Origin of the sequence: Maccoyibacter intestinihominis, assembly GCF_040096355.1 — a bacterium.
In the GTDB taxonomy this organism is placed as follows: Bacteria; Bacillota; Clostridia; order Lachnospirales; family Lachnospiraceae; genus Maccoyibacter; species Maccoyibacter intestinihominis.
The window spans coordinates 43,092-64,012 of the sequence record NZ_JBBMEX010000008.1 but is presented as its reverse complement, the minus strand read 5'-3'; the positions used below and the strand labels follow the sequence as shown (position 1 = coordinate 64,012).

Genomic DNA, 20,921 nt, shown 5'->3' with positions numbered 1-20,921 from the left:
TCATCCCTCCAGCTTCTCTCTCATTTTTTTCAATGCCCTGCGGTATTTAGAACGGATGGTGCTTGGATTTTTTTCTAAAATACCAGCAATCTCTTCACCGGTATATCCACCAAAAACAGACAACGCCACGATCAGCCTTTCCTCATCTTTTAATTCCCAAAATACTTCTTTTACGGCAGCCTGCATCGCAAAATCTGTTTCTTTTGATGTTTCTTCGCTCCGATTGCTCAAAATATCTTCGATATCATCCTCTTTACGAAACCATGTCCGCATTCGCCTTTTGCAACGATTCACAAGGATTTGCATCATCCATGCCGCATACTTTTCTTTTTCCCGCAACTGCCCCCATTTTTCATAGGAGATCAGTGCCGCATCCTGTACCGCATCTTTTGCCTCTTCAGCATTTTTCAGATAATAATATGCTGTTTTATACATCCGGGGATAAATCTCTTCATAACAACGGATGAATTCTTCCATAGTTCCCTCCTCCTGTGCTCTGTGAACATGCCTACTCACTTGCACTCATTATATCAGAGTCCCGGCATGGCGAAAATGTTGCATTTATTTTTGTGCAATGGAGATGAAACTCAAGAAATCGTGAAGCCCACTGGCGAACACGATTTCTGCTTTCAGAGGTTCATCGGAATGTTCTGCACAAGGAAACTTGGAATATTTCATCTGTGCCCCTATTAATTCCACCAGAAATAAATCCTAATATTTTAACTCTGATATCTAAATCACCATACTGACATTTTCCTATATTTTAAGGCAGCCGCTCAACGCTGCTGCCTCATCAGATCCTCTAACGTAATACCACGAAAATAATCTTTCGTCAGTTTATAATAATCTTCCCATACCGGCAAAGTCCTGCATGCTGCCGCCCGTTCACATACAGCCGCATTTTCCTGCAGGCAGGAGACCGGTGCCAAATCCCCTTCTGCAAGGATCAATATATCCCACAAAGTCACCTCGGATGGCTCTTTTGTCAACCGGTATCCGCCGCCAATGCCGTGCAGGCTGTCTACCAGCCCGCCCGTTTTCAGCACCGGCATGATCCGCTCGATATATTTTAGGGATATCCCCTGACGGGCCGCCACTTCTTTCATCGGGATAAATTCACCGTTACTATGCTCGGCAAGGTCTAAAAGAATACGGATGGAATATCGTCCGCGTGTCGAAATCATTCTTTTTCCTTCCCTTTCCTATTTTTTAAACTGCTGCAAATCCTTTTTCAAGATCTGCGATAATATCGTCAATATGCTCCGTTCCAATGGAAAGGCGGATCGTAGATGGTGTGATTCCCTGATCCGCAAGCTCTTCTTCTGACAACTGGGAATGTGTGGTAGTTGCCGGATGGATCACCAATGATTTTACGTCTGCTACATTTGCAAGCAGCGAGAAAATCTCAAGGTTATCGATAAAGCGGTATGCCTCTTCCTGACCACCTTTGATCTCAAATGTAAAAATGCTGCCGCCACCATTTGGGAAATAACGCTCATAGAGTGCGTGATCCGGATGATCCGGGAGGGATGGATGGTTTACTTTTGCAACTTTCGGATGGTTACGAAGATATTCAATGACTTTTTTGGTATTCTCGGCATGTCTCTCTAATCGAAGAGAAAGTGTCTCTGTTCCCTGTAACAGTAAAAATGCCGCAAACGGTGAAATTGCTGCACCCTGATCACGAAGCAGGATTGCACGGATATATGTTACAAACGCAGCCGGACCGGCAGCATCTACAAAAGATACTCCATGATAACTTGGGTTTGGTGCTGCGATCGGTGCATATTTTCCACTTGCTTTCCAGTCAAATTTTCCGGAATCTACAATAACTCCTCCAAGGGTCGTACCGTGGCCGCCGATAAATTTTGTTGCAGAATGTACGACAATATCTGCACCATGCTCGATCGGACGGATCAGATACGGGGTACCAAAAGTATTGTCTACTAAAACCGGAATGCCGTGTTTATGTGCAATCTCTGCGATCGCATCAATATCCGGAATGTCACTGTTTGGATTTCCAAGTGTCTCTAAGTAAACTGCTTTCGTATTTGGTAAAATAGCTGCTTCTAACTCTTTGAGGTCGTGGGCATTGACAAATGTTGTCTCTATTCCAAACTGTACTAATGTATGCTCTAACAGGTTAAATGTTCCGCCGTAAACTGTTTTCTGTGCAACAATGTGATCTCCTGCCTGTGCTAATGCCTCGATTGCATAGGTAATGGCTGCTGCTCCTGATGCAACTGCTAATGCTGCAACTCCACCCTCTAATGCTGCAATTCTCTGTTCAAATACATCCTGTGTGGAATTTGTCAGACGACCATAGATGTTTCCTGCATCACGCAGTCCGAAGCGGTCTGCTGCATGCTGGGAATTGTGGAATACATAAGAAGTGGTTGCATAGATCGGTACGGCTCTTGCATCTGTTACCGGATCTGCTTTTTCCTGTCCTACATGAAGCTGCAATGTTTCAAATTTATAATTACTCATCTTCTTTACCTCGTTCTTTCTTAAGATTTATTTGCTTTTTCTTTTATATACCTACCAAGTAGGTTGGTGTTATATTATAGTAAAAATTTCCACTTGTCAAGGACTTTTATTAACTTTTTTCTGACAAATTTATAGGAGGCACTTCTCTTCTGCTTGGGAAGAGAAGTGCCTCCTGTTTATAATATTCTAAAGTTTTATTCTATTATGAGTATCGCTCACTCATAATTCCGTTGCTCGCTGATCCATGGATCATGCTTTCACTTTTGCAGTCAATGCTCCATTTTCCACATCGATCAGGATGGTGTCTCCTGCACGGACACGGTCCGCTAAGATCAGCTTTGCTGCCTCGGTTTCAACTGTTTTTTGCAGATAACGTTTCATCGGTCTTGCACCGTAAACCGGATCAAATCCGTGGTCTACCACATACGCTTCTGCTTCTTTTGATAACTCGACACGGACTTCTTTGTCTACCAGACGGCTGTTCAGATCCTCCATTAACAGATGGATGATTTCTCCAATGTTGTTCTTTGTCAATGGCTTAAACAGAATGATCTCATCCAGACGGTTCAAAAATTCCGGTCGGAATCCGGCGCGAAGTTCATTCATAACGGCTTCTTCGGCATCCTTACTGATGTTGCCGTTTTCATCAATTCCATCTAACAGATGTGCAGAGCCAATGTTAGAAGTCATGATCAGGATCGTATTTTTAAAATCTACGGTCCTACCCTGTGAATCCGTGATCCTGCCATCATCTAATACCTGAAGCAGTACATTGAATACATCAGGATGTGCCTTTTCAATCTCGTCAAAAAGCACTACGGAGTATGGTTTTCTACGGACTGCCTCGGTTAACTGTCCGCCCTCTTCATAGCCGACATATCCAGGAGGCGCTCCGATCAGACGTGATACGGAATATTTCTCCATGTATTCGCTCATGTCGATCCTTACCATGTTGTTTTCATCATCAAACAGGCTCGCTGCGAGACTCTTTGCTAACTCTGTTTTTCCGACACCGGTTGGCCCAAGGAACAGGAAGGAACCGATCGGTTTCGTCGGATCTTTGATTCCTGCTTTGGAACGGATGATCGCTTCGGTTACTTTTGTAACTCCCTCATCCTGTCCGATGACACGTTTATGAAGTTCCTCATCTAAGTGCAGTGTTTTGTTTCGTTCACTCTCTGTCAGTTTTGCCACCGGAATTCCTGTCCAGCGGGAGATGATCCTCGCAATCTCTTCATCGGTAACACTTTCGTGCACCAGTGAAAAATCTTCCTTTTTCACTTTTTCTTCTTCCCCTGCAAGCTCATTCTCTAACTGCGGAAGTCTGCCGTACTGAAGTTCTGCTGCTTTCTCTAAATCGTAGTTCTGCTTTGCAAGTGCAATCTCTTTTTTCAGGGATTCTAATTCCTCACGCAGCTTCTGTACTTTTTCTACGGTCTTTTTCTCGTTGTCCCACTGTGCCTTCTTTGCTGCAAATTCATCGTTTAATTCAGCTAATTCTTTTTGAAGTGTCTCTAAACGATCCTTGCTCAGATGATCTTCCTCTTTTTTCAATGCGGTTTCTTCGATCTGAAGCTGCATGATCCTACGGTTCAACTCATCTAACTCGGTTGGCATAGAATCTAATTCGGTTTTAATCAGGGCACATGCCTCATCAACTAAGTCAATCGCTTTATCCGGTAAAAAACGATCCGAAATATAACGGTTCGAAAGGACTGCTGCACTGACTAATGCGGCATCAGTGATCTTAACTCCGTGGAATACCTCGTAGCGTTCTTTGATACCTCTTAAAATAGAGATCGTATCTTCTACGGTCGGTTCATCGACCTGTACCGGCTGGAAACGACGCTCTAAAGCTGCATCTTTTTCAATATATTCACGGTATTCGTCTAACGTTGTTGCACCGATGCAGTGAAGCTCGCCTCTTGCAAGCATTGGTTTTAACATATTGCCTGCATCCATGGCACCGTCCGTCTTTCCTGCTCCGACGATGGTATGCAGCTCATCAATAAAGAGAATGATCTGACCGTCACTCTGCTTTACTTCATCGAGCACTGCTTTTAAACGTTCCTCAAATTCTCCACGGTATTTTGCACCTGCTACTAATGCACCCATATCCAGTGCAAACAATTTTTTATCCTTCAGTCCTTCCGGCACATCACCACGCACGATCCTCTGTGCTAAGCCTTCTACTACTGCTGTTTTTCCGACACCCGGTTCACCGATCAAAACCGGATTGTTCTTCGTCTTTCGTGACAGGATCCGGATAACATTACGGATTTCCGTATCCCTTCCGATGACAGGGTCCAGCTTCTGGTCTTTTGCCCGCTCTACCATGTCATAGCCGTATTTTTCAAGCGTATCATATGTTGCCTCGGGATTGTCAGAAGTTACCCTCTGATTACCACGCACGGTAGAAAGACTCTGTAAAAATCTTTCTCTGGTAATACCATATTCCTTAAACAGTTCTTTCATTGCCTGATTCGGGTATTTTATCAATGCTAAAAACAGATGCTCTACCGATACATATTCATCGCCCATCTGTTTTGCTTCATCTTCTGCATGGATCAGAACCTTATTCAGATTCTGTCCCACATAAACCTGTCCTCCGGACACTTTGACTCTGGCTTCCAGTTTTCGTCTTGCATTATCTGCAAAATGCTGTTTCTGGATCTCCATTTTCTCAATTAATTTCGGAATTAGTCCATCTTCCTGCTGCATCAATGCAACCATCAAATGTTCCTGCTCGATTTCCTGATTTCCGTATTCATATGCTAATTTCTCGCAATCGTTGATCGCTTCTACTGATTTCTGGGTAAATTTCTGGATGTTCATACTTCTACGCCCCTTTCTATCGTCACATTCTATTTCCTAAAAATAAGAATGTCTGAAACCTGTTTTTCCTTTACAATATAAGGTATAACACCTTTTGTTAGCACTGTCAAGATGTGAGTGCTAATTCTTTTATAAAAAATTTTAACATAAAAATTCCCTGTTCCGGTATCATATTATACCCGAACAGGGAATTTTCTATGTTGAGATTTCTCTTCCTCCATACTTTCTCAAAGTATAGCAGAAAGAGGAAAAACATTCAATTATACCTCGCCTTCAATTCCACGGAATCTGCTTAAGAACTCCTTGGTCTTTTCGCTCTTTGGCTCTAAGAATACTTCTTTTGCAGTTCCTTCTTCTTCGATCACGCCGTCTGACATAAAGATCACATGACTTGAAATGTCTCTTGCAAATGCCATCTCATGTGTGACTACGATCATCGTAAGGCCTTCCTGCGCAAGCTGACGCATGATATTTAAGACTTCTCCGACCATCTGTGGGTCTAATGCGGAAGTCGGTTCGTCAAAAAGCAGGATTTCCGGCTCCATTGCCAAAGCCCTTGCAATTGCCACACGCTGTTTCTGACCACCGGAAAGTTGACGCGGTTTTGCATTGATGTACGCGTCCATGCCAACCTTTTTTAAGTATGCCATTGCTTTTTCTTCTGCTTCTTCTTTTTTTCTTCCAGCTACCTTGATCTGACCTACCATGCAGTTCTCTAAAACCGTCATGTTGTTAAACAGATTAAAACTCTGGAATACCATTCCAACCTTAGAACGGTATGCCGGTACATTGATCTTTGGATCTGTGATATCTTCTCCATGATATAAAATGCTGCCACCGGTTGGTGTCTCTAACAGATTCACACAGCGGAGCATTGTGGATTTTCCTGAACCGGACGCTCCGATCACGGAAACCACATCACCTTTTGCCACCTGAAAACTGATATCTCTTAACACATCGTGAGAGCCAAAAGATTTTTCCAGATGAGATACTTCTAATATTACATCTTCTGCATTCATATGAAACCTCCTCTACTCTCCACGTTTTACTTCTTCGCCCAACTGGGTTCCGATCCCCATGACATCGACTAACTCATAGTTCTGTGAACCGTCCATCTTTTTCTCCCATAAACGGAGCAGTTTAGACGCTGCTAATGTCATGATCAGATACATACACATTACGATCACTGCGGATTCAAAATAGGTATACAACGCACCTGCCACGCTCTTATGTACAAAGAACAGGTCTACGATACTGATAATGGACAATACGGAAGTATCCTTGATGTTGATGATCAGGTTATTGCCGATCTGCGGTAAAATATTCCGAAATGCCTGCGGCAGAATGACATTGGTCATTGTCTGTACATGTGTCATTCCAATTGCCTTTGCACCTTCGGTCTGTCCCGGATCGACGGAAATGATTCCACCACGCACGGATTCTGCCATATACGCACCGGTATTGATCGATACGATCAAAAATGCGGACTGCCACATTCCCATCTGGATGTTAAAAATCTGTGCAGCTCCATAGTAAATAAACACTGCCTGAACGATCATCGGCGTTCCACGGAATACTTCCACATAAATCTTTAAAATAATCTTTACAATCTTTAAAACGATCTTTTTTAACAGGGAATCTCTCTGCTTGTCCTCCGGAATCGTCTGGATGATTCCGACGATAAATCCTATCAGACAACCGATTGCTGTCGATACGAGTGCGATCACAAGTGTTGTTCCTGCACCTTTTAAATAGGAGGTTCCATATTCCTGTAACAGATAGAGAATACGTTCCCAAAAGTTCATGTTTGAAATCACGTTATCTAACCCCTTTTTAATTGATTACTCGGATAACGGCTGAACAGAAATTGCCTCGTCCATCATAGAGTCAAAGTCCTCTGTTGTCATCTCTTTTAATACGCTGTTGATCTTGTCTGTAAGCTCTGTATTTCCTTTTTTCACAGAAATACCAATGTTGATATCTTCATCGGATACTTTGTAGTTATCATCTGTATCTGTAAAATCTAAAATCTTCAGATCCGGATAAGCAACACATGCTGCTTTTGCTGTCGGAATATCTGTTGCTACTAAATCTGTACGACCACTCTCTAATGCTACTAACATTGCCGGAGCGGATTCCTGTGCCGGCTGGATATTCGCATCTTTTAACTGTGGCAGACAATTGTCGTACCAGATCGTTCCAAGCTGTGATGTACAGGTTGCACCTGCAAGATCGCTGATTCCTTTTGCATCTGCATATTTTCCATCAGATTTTACTAAAGTAACGATGGATGCATAATAATATGGCTCTGTAAAATCTACCATTTCTTTTCTGTCAGAAGTAATTGACTGACCTGCGATAACACAATCCACGGTTCCTGACTGTACTGCAGGAATTAAAGAATCCCAGTCCAGTTTTACGATCTGAAGCTCACAGCCTAATTTATCTGCGATCTTCTTTGCCATCATAACATCGTATCCATATGCATAATCTTTGCTGTCCTCGATCGGAACTGCTCCGTTAGAATCATCTGACTGTGTCCAGTTATATGGTGCATAGCCACATTCCATTGCTACTCTTAAAACCGGTGTCCCTGACTTATCTGCGTCTGCTTTTGTTTCCTTGGTCTCTTTTGAACCACATGCTGCCAGTGAGCAAACCATCACTGCCATTAAAATTACTCCAATTAATTTCCTTTTCATCCTTGCTCCTCCTTAGAATTATGTCAACTACAACAAAAAATGGAGAAAGTATGACCTTCTCCATCGAATTGTTATAATTATACACCAAATATGTCAAATGTCAACTGTGAAATTTTTACTTTTACGCATTTTTATGTGAAAAATTCGCATAATTCCTTATTCCACCGTTCTTTTCGTGTATCCGTCTTATTTTTTACTTTTTCTTTAAAGTTTCTACAAACATCAGGCTAAAACTGATCAATAAAAAGACGCAGGAAACCCATATGATATGTAAACCAAATCTTATGGATAAGATTCCACCGATTCCTGCTCCTATGGCAAAAAAGAAGATGATTCCAAAATAGTAAAGTGCCTGCTCTAACTGCTCCGGTTTTTTCTCCCTGCACCAAACGGACAATGCTGCGGTACCACTCCTTAAATTTCCGATACACATGGTACTTGCATAGGAATAACCTCCGACTTTCCGGAAGGTCTGTACCTGCATAGCACATGCAAAAGATACCATGATCGTTGCCGGAAGATTCCATTTTTCAGGCATAAAACCTACAATAAACAAAATGGCAATCTCCGCTAACAAAATGCCCTGTCTCCAATGCAGACGTTTTGCATATCGATGCCGATACTGTATCCTCTCTGCAATAAACACTCCCACCGCAAATGCCAACAGCGGCAGCAGATAACGTATTCCTTCCTGCCAGCGTCCCTCCATAAAATGCTGGCTCATCAGTACCACGTTTCCAGTCTGTGCGTTTGAAAACACCTTGCCTCTTGAATTGTAGGTATAGGCATCCTGAAATCCTCCCGATAACGCTAAAAACAGACTATTACAAAATGCTTCCGACATCTGCTTGTTTTCTACGATCAATTCCTCTACAGGATTCTCCAAACCTGCCATTCCATCACGCTCCTCTCTCGCTTCCCGCACTACATTATACACTGATTTTGGGTTCTGTAAAGTATGGAATGGGTAAAAATACATAAAAGGATTTTCTGACAGTCCTAAAATATATTCTATTTTGATTTAGATACTTATCTTTATATCATACGCTGTCCCCGGCGATTATGAAAGGTTTCTTTTTGTGCTATGGAGATGAAACTCCCGGAAGCGTGGAGCCCTCTGGCGAACACGATTCCTGCTTTTAAGGAGGTTCATCGGAATGCTTAGCACAAGGAAACCCGGAATAATCGTCAGGAGCTCGCTGAACATTACCCTTCCTAACAGATCACACAAAAAAAGAAGACACAGAGTTTCCTCCATGTCTTCTCACAATTTCTATTCTTCTTACTGCTCTTCAGCTCTTGCCATAGCAATCTGGAAGTCTTTCTGATCTGTAAAGATTTCGTTCTTGTATGGGTTCTTCTTCTGCTCAAGAGAACGTTTGATGATAATGGTAATGCAAAGTACGTTTACAACGATTGCAAGGATTGCCATTACACCCTGAGCTGTTGGGTTTGCATATGCAGGCTGAGCTGCTGTAGCTAACTCTAAACCATTTGTCCACTCTTTTCCATAAAGAGATGGTAATACTGCACACTTAGATCCTACCTGGAATAATGGGAATACCTGAGCGAACATACACCATGTTGCTAAAGTATTTGCACGGTTCTGAATCCAACCACCCTTGTTCCAGAACATTGCTGCGAATGTAGGTGCTAATAATAATGCAATACCACAGTACCAGCTATGTGTAGGAAGGTTCAGGTATGTATAAGTAAAGTTCCATACATCGTATGCTAAGATGAACTGCCATGTCATATCAGGCCATAACATATCATCTTTTTTCTTGGATGTGTAGATTCCCCACCATCCTGTCATACAGAAGATGTTAAGAATTCCGGCAATACCGTTTACCCAGTTCCACCATCCACCGTAGAGCCATACGCCCTCGTTAGATAACCAGTATCTGGAACCGGTCTCAGCAAATGCCTGTGCACCTCTGATCGCAGACTCAAAGTCAGAACATACTGCGATTAAAATGTTAATTGCTACGATGATGAATGGGAATGGTTTAAACCATTCTTTCTTTCCAATGCCCCATTTGTATTTGAGCATCATGAAACCAATACATCCTGCTACTGCTGCATACAGCTTCGCATAATGGAACCAACCGTTCATGTATTTATGTGTCTGGTTGTTTAATGCCCATTCTGAGCCGTTTGCTGCGCCTACTGCGATGGCAATAAAATAAACTGTCAATGCAAGTGGTAAGATCAGGAAAAAGAATACTCCTCCTGCTTTTGTACGACGGGCAATTTCATTACAGATAACTAATCCGGCAAATACCAGGACCCATCCGAGAAGCTGCCACATGGCGTTATCGCCATAAAGGTTGAATAACATATCTTCTTTCCTCCTTCAATGCTACTTAAATATATGATATTCTTTGGCTGGTCATACCAGCCGATGAATCCAATTTTAATACTTTTTTAATAAAATTACAAGTTTTTTAACGATTTTCTACTACTTTTTACATATTTTTCGTGATTTTTTCGTGAATACGCCCCTTCTGGTTGCTGGTCGAACCAGTGACAATGAATATTTCTTATCCCTCTTCATCCACCTGGATTCCCTTCAAATCCGCCTCTAACAGTTTCATATTATTCTTGATCTCATTCAAAGTCTGCGACACATTTTCCGGCTGACGGTAGTCTCTTGCAAGGGTCACGATCTCTCCCATATCCACATCCGATGCCTCCACGTGCTTCTGCTGTGCCCGGACTTTTCTTGCCGCTTCTTTGGTCTGCATCATCATAGCTTCCTGTTTTGCCCGTTCTAACTTCTGTTCCTCTAACTTTTTTTCTTCCTCTTTCTTCTCTTCCTTGGTATCTTTCGCCTTTTCTTCAGCTTCCTGCTGCTTTTCATCCATGTTGTCTATGGCTTCCTGTTTCAACAGACCGATAATTTCTTTGCTCGCATTTTCCATGATCTGATCTGCATTTTTCTCTGCTTCTACCATAGGATCTGACTTCAAACGTTCCAAACGGATTGCCTTGATCTTGGCTACATCCTCCTTCATACCCTTTTGGGCTTCCTTGAGTTCCTCCCGGAAATGGATACTTCGTTTATTTAATTCTAATGCCTGTTCCTGGTAGTTGGTCAGTCCAGCCTTATCGATTTCTTCACAACGTTTCCACTCCTCCTCGGTCAACTCAATATTGAATTTTCCACTCATGCAAACCTGTCTTTTCTCTAAGAGTTCTAAATCTTTTTGTTCCTGGGAATCCGGCTCTACCATGTGCTGCTCTCTCAATGCCTTTTTTTGGTCATTGATCTTTAAAACCTCATCCTGTGCCTCACTGTACAAAGTCTTCATTTTGTCATAGTGATCTCTTCGCTCCTGGATATCCGCATCAATAGAACGGTCGATATCCCAGGCATCCTTTACGACCTTCAGAGCTTTTTGCTGTGCCTCTTTCCGTTTTTTAGTTACCGGATCATCAATCAGATTCAGGTCGCCTGCAAATACTTTGCTCTTATCTTTTTTTGTACTCTTTCCATCTTCTGTTTTATCCGCCTGATCTATTGCATTCTCTGCCTGATTCATTTTTCCTAATAAATCCGTTATGCTCTGCTTTCCATACGATGTTATCCTGCTCATATTGTCACCCCACATGATTGTTCCTATTTGTAAATAATATCGGATGACTCTTCTTTTTTCTTTAGACACGCTTTCGCAGCCTCAATAGGATCTTCTTTTCTAAACGCGAAACCTGTACCTGGCTGACCCCTAATTCCTTTGCAGCCTGTACCTGTGTTTTTTCTTCAAAATACCGCAGCGTGATCAGCTTCCGCTCTTTTTCGTTTAACTCTCCTAAAAGCTGCTCCACTAAGATCCGGTTGACCACAAATTCTTTTTCATAATCTCCTTCCCCGGACTGGTCACTCCCTGCCGGAACTGCCCCGCCTTTTGCAGACAACTGCTCTTCTAACGAAATCTCACTGCCGTCTTTTTCATAAATGCTCTGCGATAAAGAAGAGACTTCCCGATTCGCCTCCGTTGCCATAAGGATTTCCTCGGTACTAAGCCCCGTCTCCTTTGAAATTTCCTCTAAGGTGGCATCCCTGCCTTTTTCCTGCTCAATTTTTTCCCTTGCTTTTGCAATATGGTATCCCTGTTCCTTCAAACCTCTCGAAACCTTCATCATGGAATTATCCCGAAAAAAACGTTTCAATTCCCCCGTGATCAACGGTACGGCATAGGTGGAAAATGCCACCTCGTACTTTGTATCAAAACGATCAATCGCTTTCATCAGACCTATCATTCCGATCTGAAAGAGTTCTTCCCTGTCATAGCCCCGGTACTCAAAACGCTTGACCACCGCATAGACTAACGGACGATTCTCCAGAATCAGCTCTTCCCTGGCCTTTTCATCTCCTGTATGTGCCCTGGTAAGCCTTTCCGTAAAATCACTCATCCTCTACCTTCCCTATTTCCTTTTCCATCGTAATCCTGGTTCCGATATGCAGCTCAGACTCCACTTTCACGGAATCCATAAATGCCTCCATAAAAGCAAACCCCATTCCGGAACGCTCACACTCCGGTTTTGTCGTATAAAACGGCTGTTTTGCTTTTTCCACATCAGGAATTCCTTTTCCGTTATCCTTGATCTCAATATGTAATAACCGGTCTAAGAGTACACAGTGGATCTCTACCATTCCTTCTTTTTCTTCGTAGCCATGGATAATTGCGTTTGTCACCGCCTCCGAAACGGAAGTACGGATATCTTCAATTTCCTCCATCGTAGGATTTAACTCCATTGCAAATGCCGCAACGGTAATACGCGCAAGACTCTCATTCACGGAATCTGCCAAAAAACTCATATACATCTCATTTTTTCTCATTCTTCTTCTCCGCCTTCCTCAATCTTTACCATTTTATGCAATCCTGACAACAAAAAAATCTTTCGGATACGTCCATTCATATGCTCTGCCCGAACTTCTCCACCCGTAAAATCCATGTTTTTGCACCGCCCGATCATCATGCCGATTCCGGAGCTGTCCATAAACTCCGTATCTTTAAAATCAAAAACCAGATTTTTCACATGATACGTTTGAAGTAACATATCCGTCTGCGAACGCAGATCAATGGAACTGTGGTGGTCAAGTTCTTTTGGCACCATGACCCGAAGACTGTTGTCTTTTAATTCATACTGAAATATCATATACCTCTCCTCTATCTTTCTTATAATTTTTTCTTGTATCATAGATTGGTTTCATATCATAAAAACTGCTGCACTATGGAGCATTTTTTATAATCAAAAAGACACCGGGCAAAAAGCCTGATGTCTTTTGTATTGTTCCTATATTGTACCACTATTCAATTCCCGGAATATCCGTATTACCGGTATCTCCAGTTGTTGTATCTCTTGTATTTTCATCCGCTGCATCATCCGGATTTGCTGTGTCCGCTTCCGCTGTACCAAATTCATCTAAATATTTCTGTGCTCTTGAGGAACGCTCCGTATTCGGATATAATTCCACCACCTTCTGGTAGTAAGTTCTTGCATTGTCAATATCGTTATTCTTGCGATAGGACTGTGCAAGGTAATACAGTGCATAACCGTCATGATAGTTCTCATCCATATCGATGATCTTCTGGAAGCCTGCTGCCGCTTCTGCATAGTTCAGGCTGCTGTATTTCTGGTAAGCATCCTGATAGGTAGAAGCTAAATACTCGCTGTTCACTTCACTGTTAACTGCATCGTAGATCTTCTTTGACTCGTCATCTAAATATTCCGCATTTACATTGCCAAGGGCATCTCCTGCCGCTGTCTTATTGCCATCACGATATGCTGCATAGGCAGTTAAAAGCTGTTGATAAGTTGCCACTTTTCCATCGGCACTGTCCGCACTGTTCTGCTCGTCTGAAATCTTTCCATTCAGTTCATCTACTTTTGCCTGCAGTGTCTTGATTTCCTGATTCTTTGATGAAAGGGAATCATTTGCCTGTAACACCTCGTTCTTTGCATTGGATTTCGCACTCTGTCTAACTCCCGGAACTACTAAAAAGCAGGTGATCAGCACTCCTACGATCAGACCGATCGCAATATTTAATACCGTAGAACCGGAACTGCTCTCCTTAAAATTAGAAACCGGACGGATGATCGTATCGTTTCCACTCTGATAGGAAACCGTCTTTTTATTTTTGTCCTTTAACGTCGTTCCCGATTCTTTTGCACGGTCATCTAACTCCTTCATATAACGAAGTGTTGTGGTATTGTTCGTATCAATGGCATGTGCTTTTTCTAATGCCTTGGCTGCCTGCTCGTAATTGCCTTCCTCTAAATAGAGCAGACCTAACAACTGATGTCCCTGTACCATCTTAGGGTTCATGGAAAGCACCTTTTTCAACTGGATGATCGCCATGTCCCTGCTGTCCTGATGACAGTACAGCAATGCCTGATTATATTTCTTAATCGTCTGGTTGATCGATTCTAATCTGGCTCTGTTCTTTTGGATCTCATCTAAGTACTCCCCGGCAATATTATTCTCCGGTTTAAAATTCTTACTGATGACCCACTCACTAAGCGCAGATACGGTCTCTCCCATCTCAAAATATACCAGTCCTAACAGGTTTCTTGCCTGGATATTCTTTTTGTTAAAACGCAGACTCTTTTTCAGGCTCTCCACTGCTCCCGACAGATCCCTGACACCTGCCCGTGAAAGTGCCTGATTATAATATGCATTCGATGTCTGCATGATCTTTTTATATACTTTTACATCTGTGCCACAGCTTGGACAAAAGGATTCTCTGCCAAGCGTTGCTCCGCATCGATAACATTCCATTATACTGTTCCTTTCATATCTTTAAGCATTTCTTTTAAGATGTCTGTCATATCTGTCAGATCCTGATTGTAAATAGCTTCCTCTGCCTCTTCCACCTCAAGGCTTGGCTGAAATTTCTTTAACTCTTCTTCAAAATCAATCACTGTTCTTACCTCCTGTAATCTCTAATAACTCTCCTATAAAATATAATGAACCGGTACAAAACAATGCCTGTCCCCGTTTCTTACCTTTTAATGCCCATTCATAGGCTTTTCTGCTGTCCTCAATTACGACAGCCTGCTGTCCGAAATGGGAAAATATCCTGGCAATGTCTTCTGCCGGAATGCCGCGCTTGTCTGAAATCGTGGTCACAATGACCTGTTCCCATTGTCCCCTCTCGGCTAAAAGCTGTATGGCTTTTTCATAGTCCTTATCCGATACCATCGAAAACAGCAATATCGGATTCTGGGGTCGTATTAATGCAACGGAATCTAAAAATGCATGAATCCCTGCCACATTGTGTGCGCCGTCAAAATAAATATTTTCTCCGACCTCCTGCATTCTTCCCTGCCATCTGGTATTTCGGATTCCTTTTAGAATCTCTTCTTTTTTTATACCTGTTTCCGGTTCTAACATCCTCATCGCCTGATATGCCAGTGTCATATTCATCATCTGATATGGTGCTGCAAACGGAATCGAAATTTTCGTATCTACATCATAGTCACATTGAAAATAAAAATCAATATATTTCCCATTAAATTTAGGAAATTTTAAGGAATTTCTATGTACCGGATAAATTTTTGCCTGACATGCCGATGCCTTTGTGCTGATTACCTGATCTGCTTTCTCATTGCCGGCATCATAGAGTACCGGTACTCCCTGCTTGATGATCCCTGCTTTTTCTGCCGCAATTTTTTCAATCGTATCTCCCAGATACTCGGTATGCTCTAAACTGATCGAGGTAATGATCGTTAACAGTGGATGCGTAAAAACGTTGGTGCAATCGAGCCTGCCTCCTAGTCCTGTCTCTAGCACCAGATATTCCACCCGTTTTTTTTGAAAGATCCACATTCCCATTCCAAAGAGATATTCAAAAAAAGTCGGATGTGCAAGTCCTTCTTTTTGCATTCGTTCTACGACTTCATAGACACAGTGAAATGCCTCTAAAAATTCCTCCACAGAGCACATTTTTCCATTGATACAAAAACGCTCTTCCATTCTTACTAAATGTGGTGAAATAAACAATCCATTGCTTTTCTGATTCTCCGTTAACACTTCGCTGATGGCTCGACAGACACTACCTTTTCCATTGCTTCCCGCCACATGGATGATCTTAAAATTTTCCTCGCGGATGTCTAGCCTCCGCAACAGCTCCTTTGTATGCTCTAATCCGTTTTTTTTCGTAAACTTTGGTATCTCATAAAGATATGAAACTGCCTGTTCATATGTCATTTTCATTTTATCAGCCTTTCCTAAATCCAAAAAAGGAAGCCTGTCCTACAGACTTCCTTTATCATATATTTCTTTGACTTATTTTGCAATACCTGCACCCGGAAAACTCATCGCAGGATCCGAGTTCCTTAGACAGATTATTCTTCTATCCGCATCATTAGGATTTTATCGACACTTTTCACAAACTGTACCCGTTCCTGTATATCCTGCACGGAAATTTTTAATTCATCAATTCCGATAGACACACCCGGATATACTGCCTTTTGTGCCTTGACGGATGCATTCTGTGCTTCTTCTACTTCCCGCTGCAAACCTTCCAGCTCTGTCTTTTCGGCTGCCATTGCGGCAATCTCCTGGATCTTTACACGCAAAAGTTCTGTTCTCCTTGGGTCGTCCTTGTAATCAATACCACGCTCTTTTCCAAGTCTTTCAAAATTTGCAAGTCCGGCTTCTATCTTTGTAATATTCTCCTGATGCGTCTCCACCTTTTTCTCTAATTCTTTGATCTGATGCAGGACTTCTTCCCGCACTCCGACTCTTATAGAGGTTGCAACTTCGCCGGGACTTCCTAATACCAGTGCTTCTATTCCGCGGACTGCAAATACATTTCCTCCGATGATCCTGCTCTTTTTTCCATTCAGAACAATCTCATCTCCACAGGTTATCTCACATCCGACAAACGCATCCGCTTCAATACTTCCTCTGACATCTACTTTTGCATATTCCACAAATTTTGCATATAAGTTGGCTTTTGTTGTAAGGACTGCCTTGCTTCCTCCTAACATTCCGCTTCGCAATACAATATCGCCATCTGCCGTAATATCCGCAGATTCTACCACACCATCGATCGTTACCGTGCCGGTCGCACGGACACTTGCTCCCGCTGTCACATTTCCATGGACCACTACATCACCGACAAAATTAATATTTCCAACGGAAAGATCCGCATTTCCAAAGATTTCATATACCTGAGAAATGGTGATCCTGTCATTCTCCATATCGATCTTGCCATCCATATTCGAGGTATAGGTATTTCCATCTTCCTGTCTGGTAAATCCGCGTCCTTTTAATGGCGGAAGTTCCCTCGCTCTCTTTGCCGGCAGTGGTCTGCCTTTGACGGTCATTCCATCTTCTCCCGGAACCGGTGGCTTATAAATAGCGATTACCTGTCCTTTTTCCACAGGCTCTACCATGTTGATACTCCAGTAATCCACACTTCCGTCCGGACGGATCTTCGGTTTTTTACTGAAAGTATTGTTAAAATGATAATCAAAATGACCGTCTATTCCATCTACCACAGGAGTTCCAACTGCGATACAGACCTCTTTATTGTAGATCCTCTCCCGGAGCATTTTTCTTAAAGTCTCCTGCTCAATCCCATGACGGATCTGATTCTTTTCTAACAGTGCAAGCAATTCCTCTAAAGTATATTCTTCCCCTTCTTTTGGAACCGGCAGTGTCAGAAACGCTTCCATTTCGTCATAGGTGATGCGGGCTTTTGGCTGTACTTCCCTTTTTGTGATAGTCATAGACGGTCACCTCTTTTCTATTGCATATTCAGAATCTGGTATCCCATATCTTACTATTATAGTATAACAAAACCCTTGATTTTGCAATATTTTTCGTTATTCGATTGTCATGCTTTTAAATTGTCACTCTATTTCATCTGTGACAGACGTTCTTCTACCTGCTGCATCATCTGCTCGTATTTTGCAAGTTTTTCTTTTTCCTCTAATACTTTTGCTTCCGGTGCTTTGCTTAAGAATTTTTCATTAGAAAGCATTCCCTTAGAACGTGCTAACTCTTTTTTCAGACGCTCCTGTTCCTTTTTCAGACGCTCTTTTTCTTTTTCAAAATCTACTAAATCCTCAAGCGGGATATAGACTACTGCACCCGGGATCACAACGGATACTGCATCTTCTCCAATACCGTCCTTTGTATCCTGAACCTGGATCTCACTTGCACTGATCAGTGCCGCATATGCTGTCTTCATAGAAGCAAAAATTTCTTCTAACTCTTTGTCCTCTGTTACGATAAAGACTTTTGCTTTACGGCTTGGCGGAACATCCATCTCTGCGCGGGTATTACGGATTCCTTTTACTAAATCTTTTACATGGGCAACTGCTTCTTCCTCTGCCTTGAAGTTCCACTCTTCTTTGAAGGTTGGCCATTCTGAAAGCATAATGGTCTCTTCTTCCTCCTGAAGTGTGCAGAAGATTTCCTCTGTAATAAACGGCATATATGGATGTAACAGTTTTAATGCCTGGATCAGTACGGTCTTTAAGGTCCACATTGCTGTTTTTGCAGACTTCGGATCTTCTTCTTTTTTATAAGTTCTGGTCTTTGTGATCTCAATGTACCAGTCACAGAACTCATCCCAGATGAAGTCATATACTTTCTGAACGGCAATTCCAAGCTCGAATTTGTCCATGTTCTCCGTTACTTCTTTTGCAAGGGAGTTCACTGCTGAAAGGATCCACTTGTCCTCCGTTGTAAAATCCTCTAAAGCCGGTGTCTCTAATTTTTCATCTCCGATATTCATCATGATAAAACGGGAGGCATTCCATACTTTGTTCGCAAAGTTTCTGGAGGCTTCTACACGCTCCCAGTAAAAACGCATATCATTTCCCGGTGCATTTCCGGTGATCAGTGTCAGACGCAGTGCATCTGCCCCGTATTTGTCAATGACTTCTAATGGATCGATTCCGTTTCCAAGGGACTTACTCATTTTTCTTCCCTGGGAATCTCTTACCAGACCATGGAATAATACGGTGTGGAATGGTGCCTCGCCCATCTGCTCATATCCGGAGAAGATCATGCGGATAACCCAGAAGAAAATAATATCATATCCGGTTACTAAGACATCATTTGGATAGAAGTAATCCAAATCCTCGGTCTTATCCGGCCATCCGAGTGTGGAAAACGGCCAGAGTGCAGAAGAAAACCAGGTGTCTAAGGTATCTTCATCCTGTGTCATATGCGTGCATCCGCATTTTGGGCATTTGCCCGGATTTTCTCTTGCAACAACAAATTCTCCACAATCTGCACAGTAGTATGCCGGGATCCGGTGTCCCCACCAAAGCTGTCTGGAAATACACCAGTCACGGATATTGTCTGTCCAGTTAAAATAAATTTTATCCATTCTCTCCGGTAACAGCTTGATCTCTCCTTCTTTGACTGCTTTTACTGCCGGTTTGATCATCTCATCCATTTTTACGAACCACTGCTGTTTGATCATCGGTTCTACCGTTGTTTTACAGCGGTCATGTGTTCCTACATTATGTGCATGAGGTACTACTTTCACCAAAAGTCCAAGCTCGTCTAAATCTTTGATCATGGCTTCTCTTGCTTCGTAGCGATCCATGCCCTGATACTTTCCACCATTTGCATTAATGGTCGCATCATCATTTAATACATTGATTTCCGGCAGGTTATGACGTTTTCCTACCTCAAAATCGTTCGGGTCATGAGCCGGTGTGATCTTTACGCATCCTGTTCCAAACTCTTTATCTACATAAGCATCTGCTACTACCGGGATTTCTCTTCCTACCAATGGGAGGATCAGTGTCTTACCGATCAGATCCTGATATCTCTCATCCTCCGGATTTACGGCAACTGCGGTATCGCCTAATAACGTTTCCGGACGTGTAGTTGCGATTTCAACGAATCTTCCTTCTTCTCCTTTTACCGGATAATTGATGTGCCAGAAAAATCCGTTCTGCTCCTCATGTTCTACTTCTGCATCAGAAATAGAAGTCTGACATACCGGGCACCAGTTAATGATACGGGAACCCTTATAAATATAGCCTTTATCAAATAATTTGATAAATACATCTTCTACGGCTTTTGAGCAGCCCTCATCCATGGTAAAACGCTCTCTGTCCCAGTCTGCAGAAGAACCCATTTTCTTTAACTGCTTTAAGATACGTCCGCCATATTCCTCTTTCCATTCCCAGGCTTTTTCTAAAAAGCCTTCTCTTCCGAGTTCATCCTTATCAATGCCCTGTTCTTTTAAAGATTCTATCACTTTGACTTCTGTTGCAATGGATGCATGGTCTGTTCCCGGCTGCCACAGTGCATTATAGCCCTGCATTCTCTTATAACGGATCAGAATATCCTGCATCGTATTGTCCAATGCATGTCCCATGTGTAACTGACCTGTGATATTTGGTGGCGGCATCACAATTGTAAACGGCTTTTTACTGCGGTCTACTTCCGCATGAAAATACTTGTTGTCTTCCCATTTTTTGTACAGACGATCCTCAATATCTTTCGGATCATATGTCTTTGCTAATTCTTTGCTCATCTTCTCTCTCCTTTTTATCAACCAAGCAGATAAGTCTGCTTTTTTCTCTAATAGAATCTAATGAAAATAGTCGTGACACGACTATTTTCCCGTGGATTAAAAAACGCCCTTTGCAATCTGCAAAGGGCGTATTGTTACGCGGTACCACCTTATTTCGCCAATCTCTTCTTATCATGATTGGCAATCTCTCGGTCTTATAACGCAGACCAGACGTGAAAACCTACTTATCGTATCTCTTATATTTGCACCTCCTGCAAATCCATTCGTTTTTACTTTCAGTTCTCCGGTTCAAAAGCTACCTTCCACAACGCCTTCTTTAAACGGTCTTTCAGCCGATGAACCATTCTCTCTTTCAAGGGTGTGCTGTGTA

The 20,921-nt window shown here is 42.4% G+C and carries 18 protein-coding genes and 1 other annotated feature (1 of these 19 only partly in view); all 18 genes read right to left on the bottom strand.

What is annotated here, in order from left to right:
- The 18 genes from WMO43_RS08855 to WMO43_RS08770 all read right to left on the bottom strand — a co-directional run bounded on the left by WMO43_RS08855 (nucleotide 1) and on the right by WMO43_RS08770 (nucleotide 20,551).
- Nucleotides 1-477 carry an RNA polymerase sigma factor gene (locus WMO43_RS08855; protein ID WP_177963125.1) on the bottom strand — a complete coding sequence of 159 codons (477 nt, stop codon included), beginning with the start codon at nucleotides 475-477 and terminating at the stop codon, nucleotides 1-3.
- Nucleotides 478-776: 299 nt separating this feature from the next.
- Nucleotides 777-1,184, bottom strand: a complete 408-nt coding sequence (locus WMO43_RS08850) for an RrF2 family transcriptional regulator (protein ID WP_353530950.1) — start codon at nucleotides 1,182-1,184, stop codon at nucleotides 777-779.
- Between the two features lie 25 nt (nucleotides 1,185-1,209).
- Nucleotides 1,210-2,490 carry an O-acetylhomoserine aminocarboxypropyltransferase/cysteine synthase family protein gene (locus tag WMO43_RS08845; RefSeq protein ID WP_353530949.1) on the bottom strand — a complete coding sequence of 427 codons (1,281 nt, stop codon included), beginning with the start codon at nucleotides 2,488-2,490 and terminating at the stop codon, nucleotides 1,210-1,212.
- Nucleotides 2,491-2,739: 249 nt separating this feature from the next.
- On the bottom strand, nucleotides 2,740-5,325 hold the full coding sequence (gene clpB / locus WMO43_RS08840; protein ID WP_353530948.1) for an ATP-dependent chaperone ClpB: 2,586 nt from the start codon (nucleotides 5,323-5,325) through the stop codon (nucleotides 2,740-2,742).
- A gap of 260 nt (nucleotides 5,326-5,585) precedes the next feature.
- The gene (locus tag WMO43_RS08835) at nucleotides 5,586-6,344 is read right to left on the bottom strand and encodes an amino acid ABC transporter ATP-binding protein (RefSeq protein ID WP_353530947.1); all 759 of its coding nucleotides are present in this window, start codon (nucleotides 6,342-6,344) and stop codon (nucleotides 5,586-5,588) included.
- A gap of 12 nt (nucleotides 6,345-6,356) precedes the next feature.
- Complete coding sequence (locus WMO43_RS08830) at nucleotides 6,357-7,130, bottom strand: amino acid ABC transporter permease (protein ID WP_353530946.1); 774 nt, start codon at nucleotides 7,128-7,130, stop codon at nucleotides 6,357-6,359.
- A 36-nt stretch (nucleotides 7,131-7,166) separates the two neighbouring features.
- Nucleotides 7,167-8,027: a transporter substrate-binding domain-containing protein gene (locus WMO43_RS08825; protein ID WP_353530945.1), complete on the bottom strand. Its 861-nt coding sequence runs from the start codon at nucleotides 8,025-8,027 to the stop codon at nucleotides 7,167-7,169.
- A 193-nt stretch (nucleotides 8,028-8,220) separates the two neighbouring features.
- A complete protein-coding gene (locus WMO43_RS08820; protein ID WP_353530944.1) occupies nucleotides 8,221-8,922 on the bottom strand; it encodes a YoaK family protein in 702 nt (233 codons plus the stop codon).
- Between the two features lie 387 nt (nucleotides 8,923-9,309).
- Complete coding sequence (locus tag WMO43_RS08815; protein ID WP_353530943.1) at nucleotides 9,310-10,368, bottom strand: DUF5692 family protein; 1,059 nt, start codon at nucleotides 10,366-10,368, stop codon at nucleotides 9,310-9,312.
- A gap of 202 nt (nucleotides 10,369-10,570) precedes the next feature.
- Complete coding sequence (locus tag WMO43_RS08810; protein ID WP_353530942.1) at nucleotides 10,571-11,626, bottom strand: coiled-coil domain-containing protein; 1,056 nt, start codon at nucleotides 11,624-11,626, stop codon at nucleotides 10,571-10,573.
- A 61-nt stretch (nucleotides 11,627-11,687) separates the two neighbouring features.
- On the bottom strand, nucleotides 11,688-12,443 hold the full coding sequence (locus WMO43_RS08805; RefSeq protein WP_177963197.1) for a SigB/SigF/SigG family RNA polymerase sigma factor: 756 nt from the start codon (nucleotides 12,441-12,443) through the stop codon (nucleotides 11,688-11,690).
- Nucleotides 12,436-12,870 (bottom strand): anti-sigma F factor, encoded by a 435-nt coding sequence (spoIIAB, locus tag WMO43_RS08800; RefSeq protein ID WP_177963198.1) that lies wholly within the window; start codon nucleotides 12,868-12,870, stop codon nucleotides 12,436-12,438. Before spoIIAB ends, WMO43_RS08805 begins: the two co-directional genes overlap by 8 nt.
- A complete protein-coding gene (locus WMO43_RS08795) occupies nucleotides 12,867-13,190 on the bottom strand; it encodes an STAS domain-containing protein (protein ID WP_177963199.1) in 324 nt (107 codons plus the stop codon). Before WMO43_RS08795 ends, spoIIAB begins: the two co-directional genes overlap by 4 nt.
- Nucleotides 13,191-13,341: 151 nt before the next feature.
- Nucleotides 13,342-14,814: a tetratricopeptide repeat protein gene (locus WMO43_RS08790; RefSeq protein ID WP_353530941.1), complete on the bottom strand. Its 1,473-nt coding sequence runs from the start codon at nucleotides 14,812-14,814 to the stop codon at nucleotides 13,342-13,344.
- Nucleotides 14,814-14,957 carry a hypothetical protein gene (locus WMO43_RS08785; RefSeq protein WP_177963201.1) on the bottom strand — a complete coding sequence of 48 codons (144 nt, stop codon included), beginning with the start codon at nucleotides 14,955-14,957 and terminating at the stop codon, nucleotides 14,814-14,816. The genes WMO43_RS08790 and WMO43_RS08785 overlap by 1 nt, the downstream gene beginning before the upstream one ends.
- Nucleotides 14,950-16,251: a bifunctional folylpolyglutamate synthase/dihydrofolate synthase gene (locus WMO43_RS08780; RefSeq protein WP_353530940.1), complete on the bottom strand. Its 1,302-nt coding sequence runs from the start codon at nucleotides 16,249-16,251 to the stop codon at nucleotides 14,950-14,952. The genes WMO43_RS08785 and WMO43_RS08780 overlap by 8 nt, the downstream gene beginning before the upstream one ends.
- 131 nt (nucleotides 16,252-16,382) lie before the next feature.
- Nucleotides 16,383-17,774, bottom strand: a complete 1,392-nt coding sequence (locus tag WMO43_RS08775; protein WP_353530939.1) for a flagellar assembly protein A — start codon at nucleotides 17,772-17,774, stop codon at nucleotides 16,383-16,385.
- Nucleotides 17,775-17,902: 128 nt separating this feature from the next.
- Entirely contained in the window at nucleotides 17,903-20,551 is a 2,649-nt protein-coding gene (locus tag WMO43_RS08770) for a valine--tRNA ligase (protein ID WP_177963691.1), read from the bottom strand.
- A gap of 119 nt (nucleotides 20,552-20,670) precedes the next feature.
- Nucleotides 20,671-20,921, bottom strand: a binding site (T-box leader) (it continues 23 nt past the right edge of the window).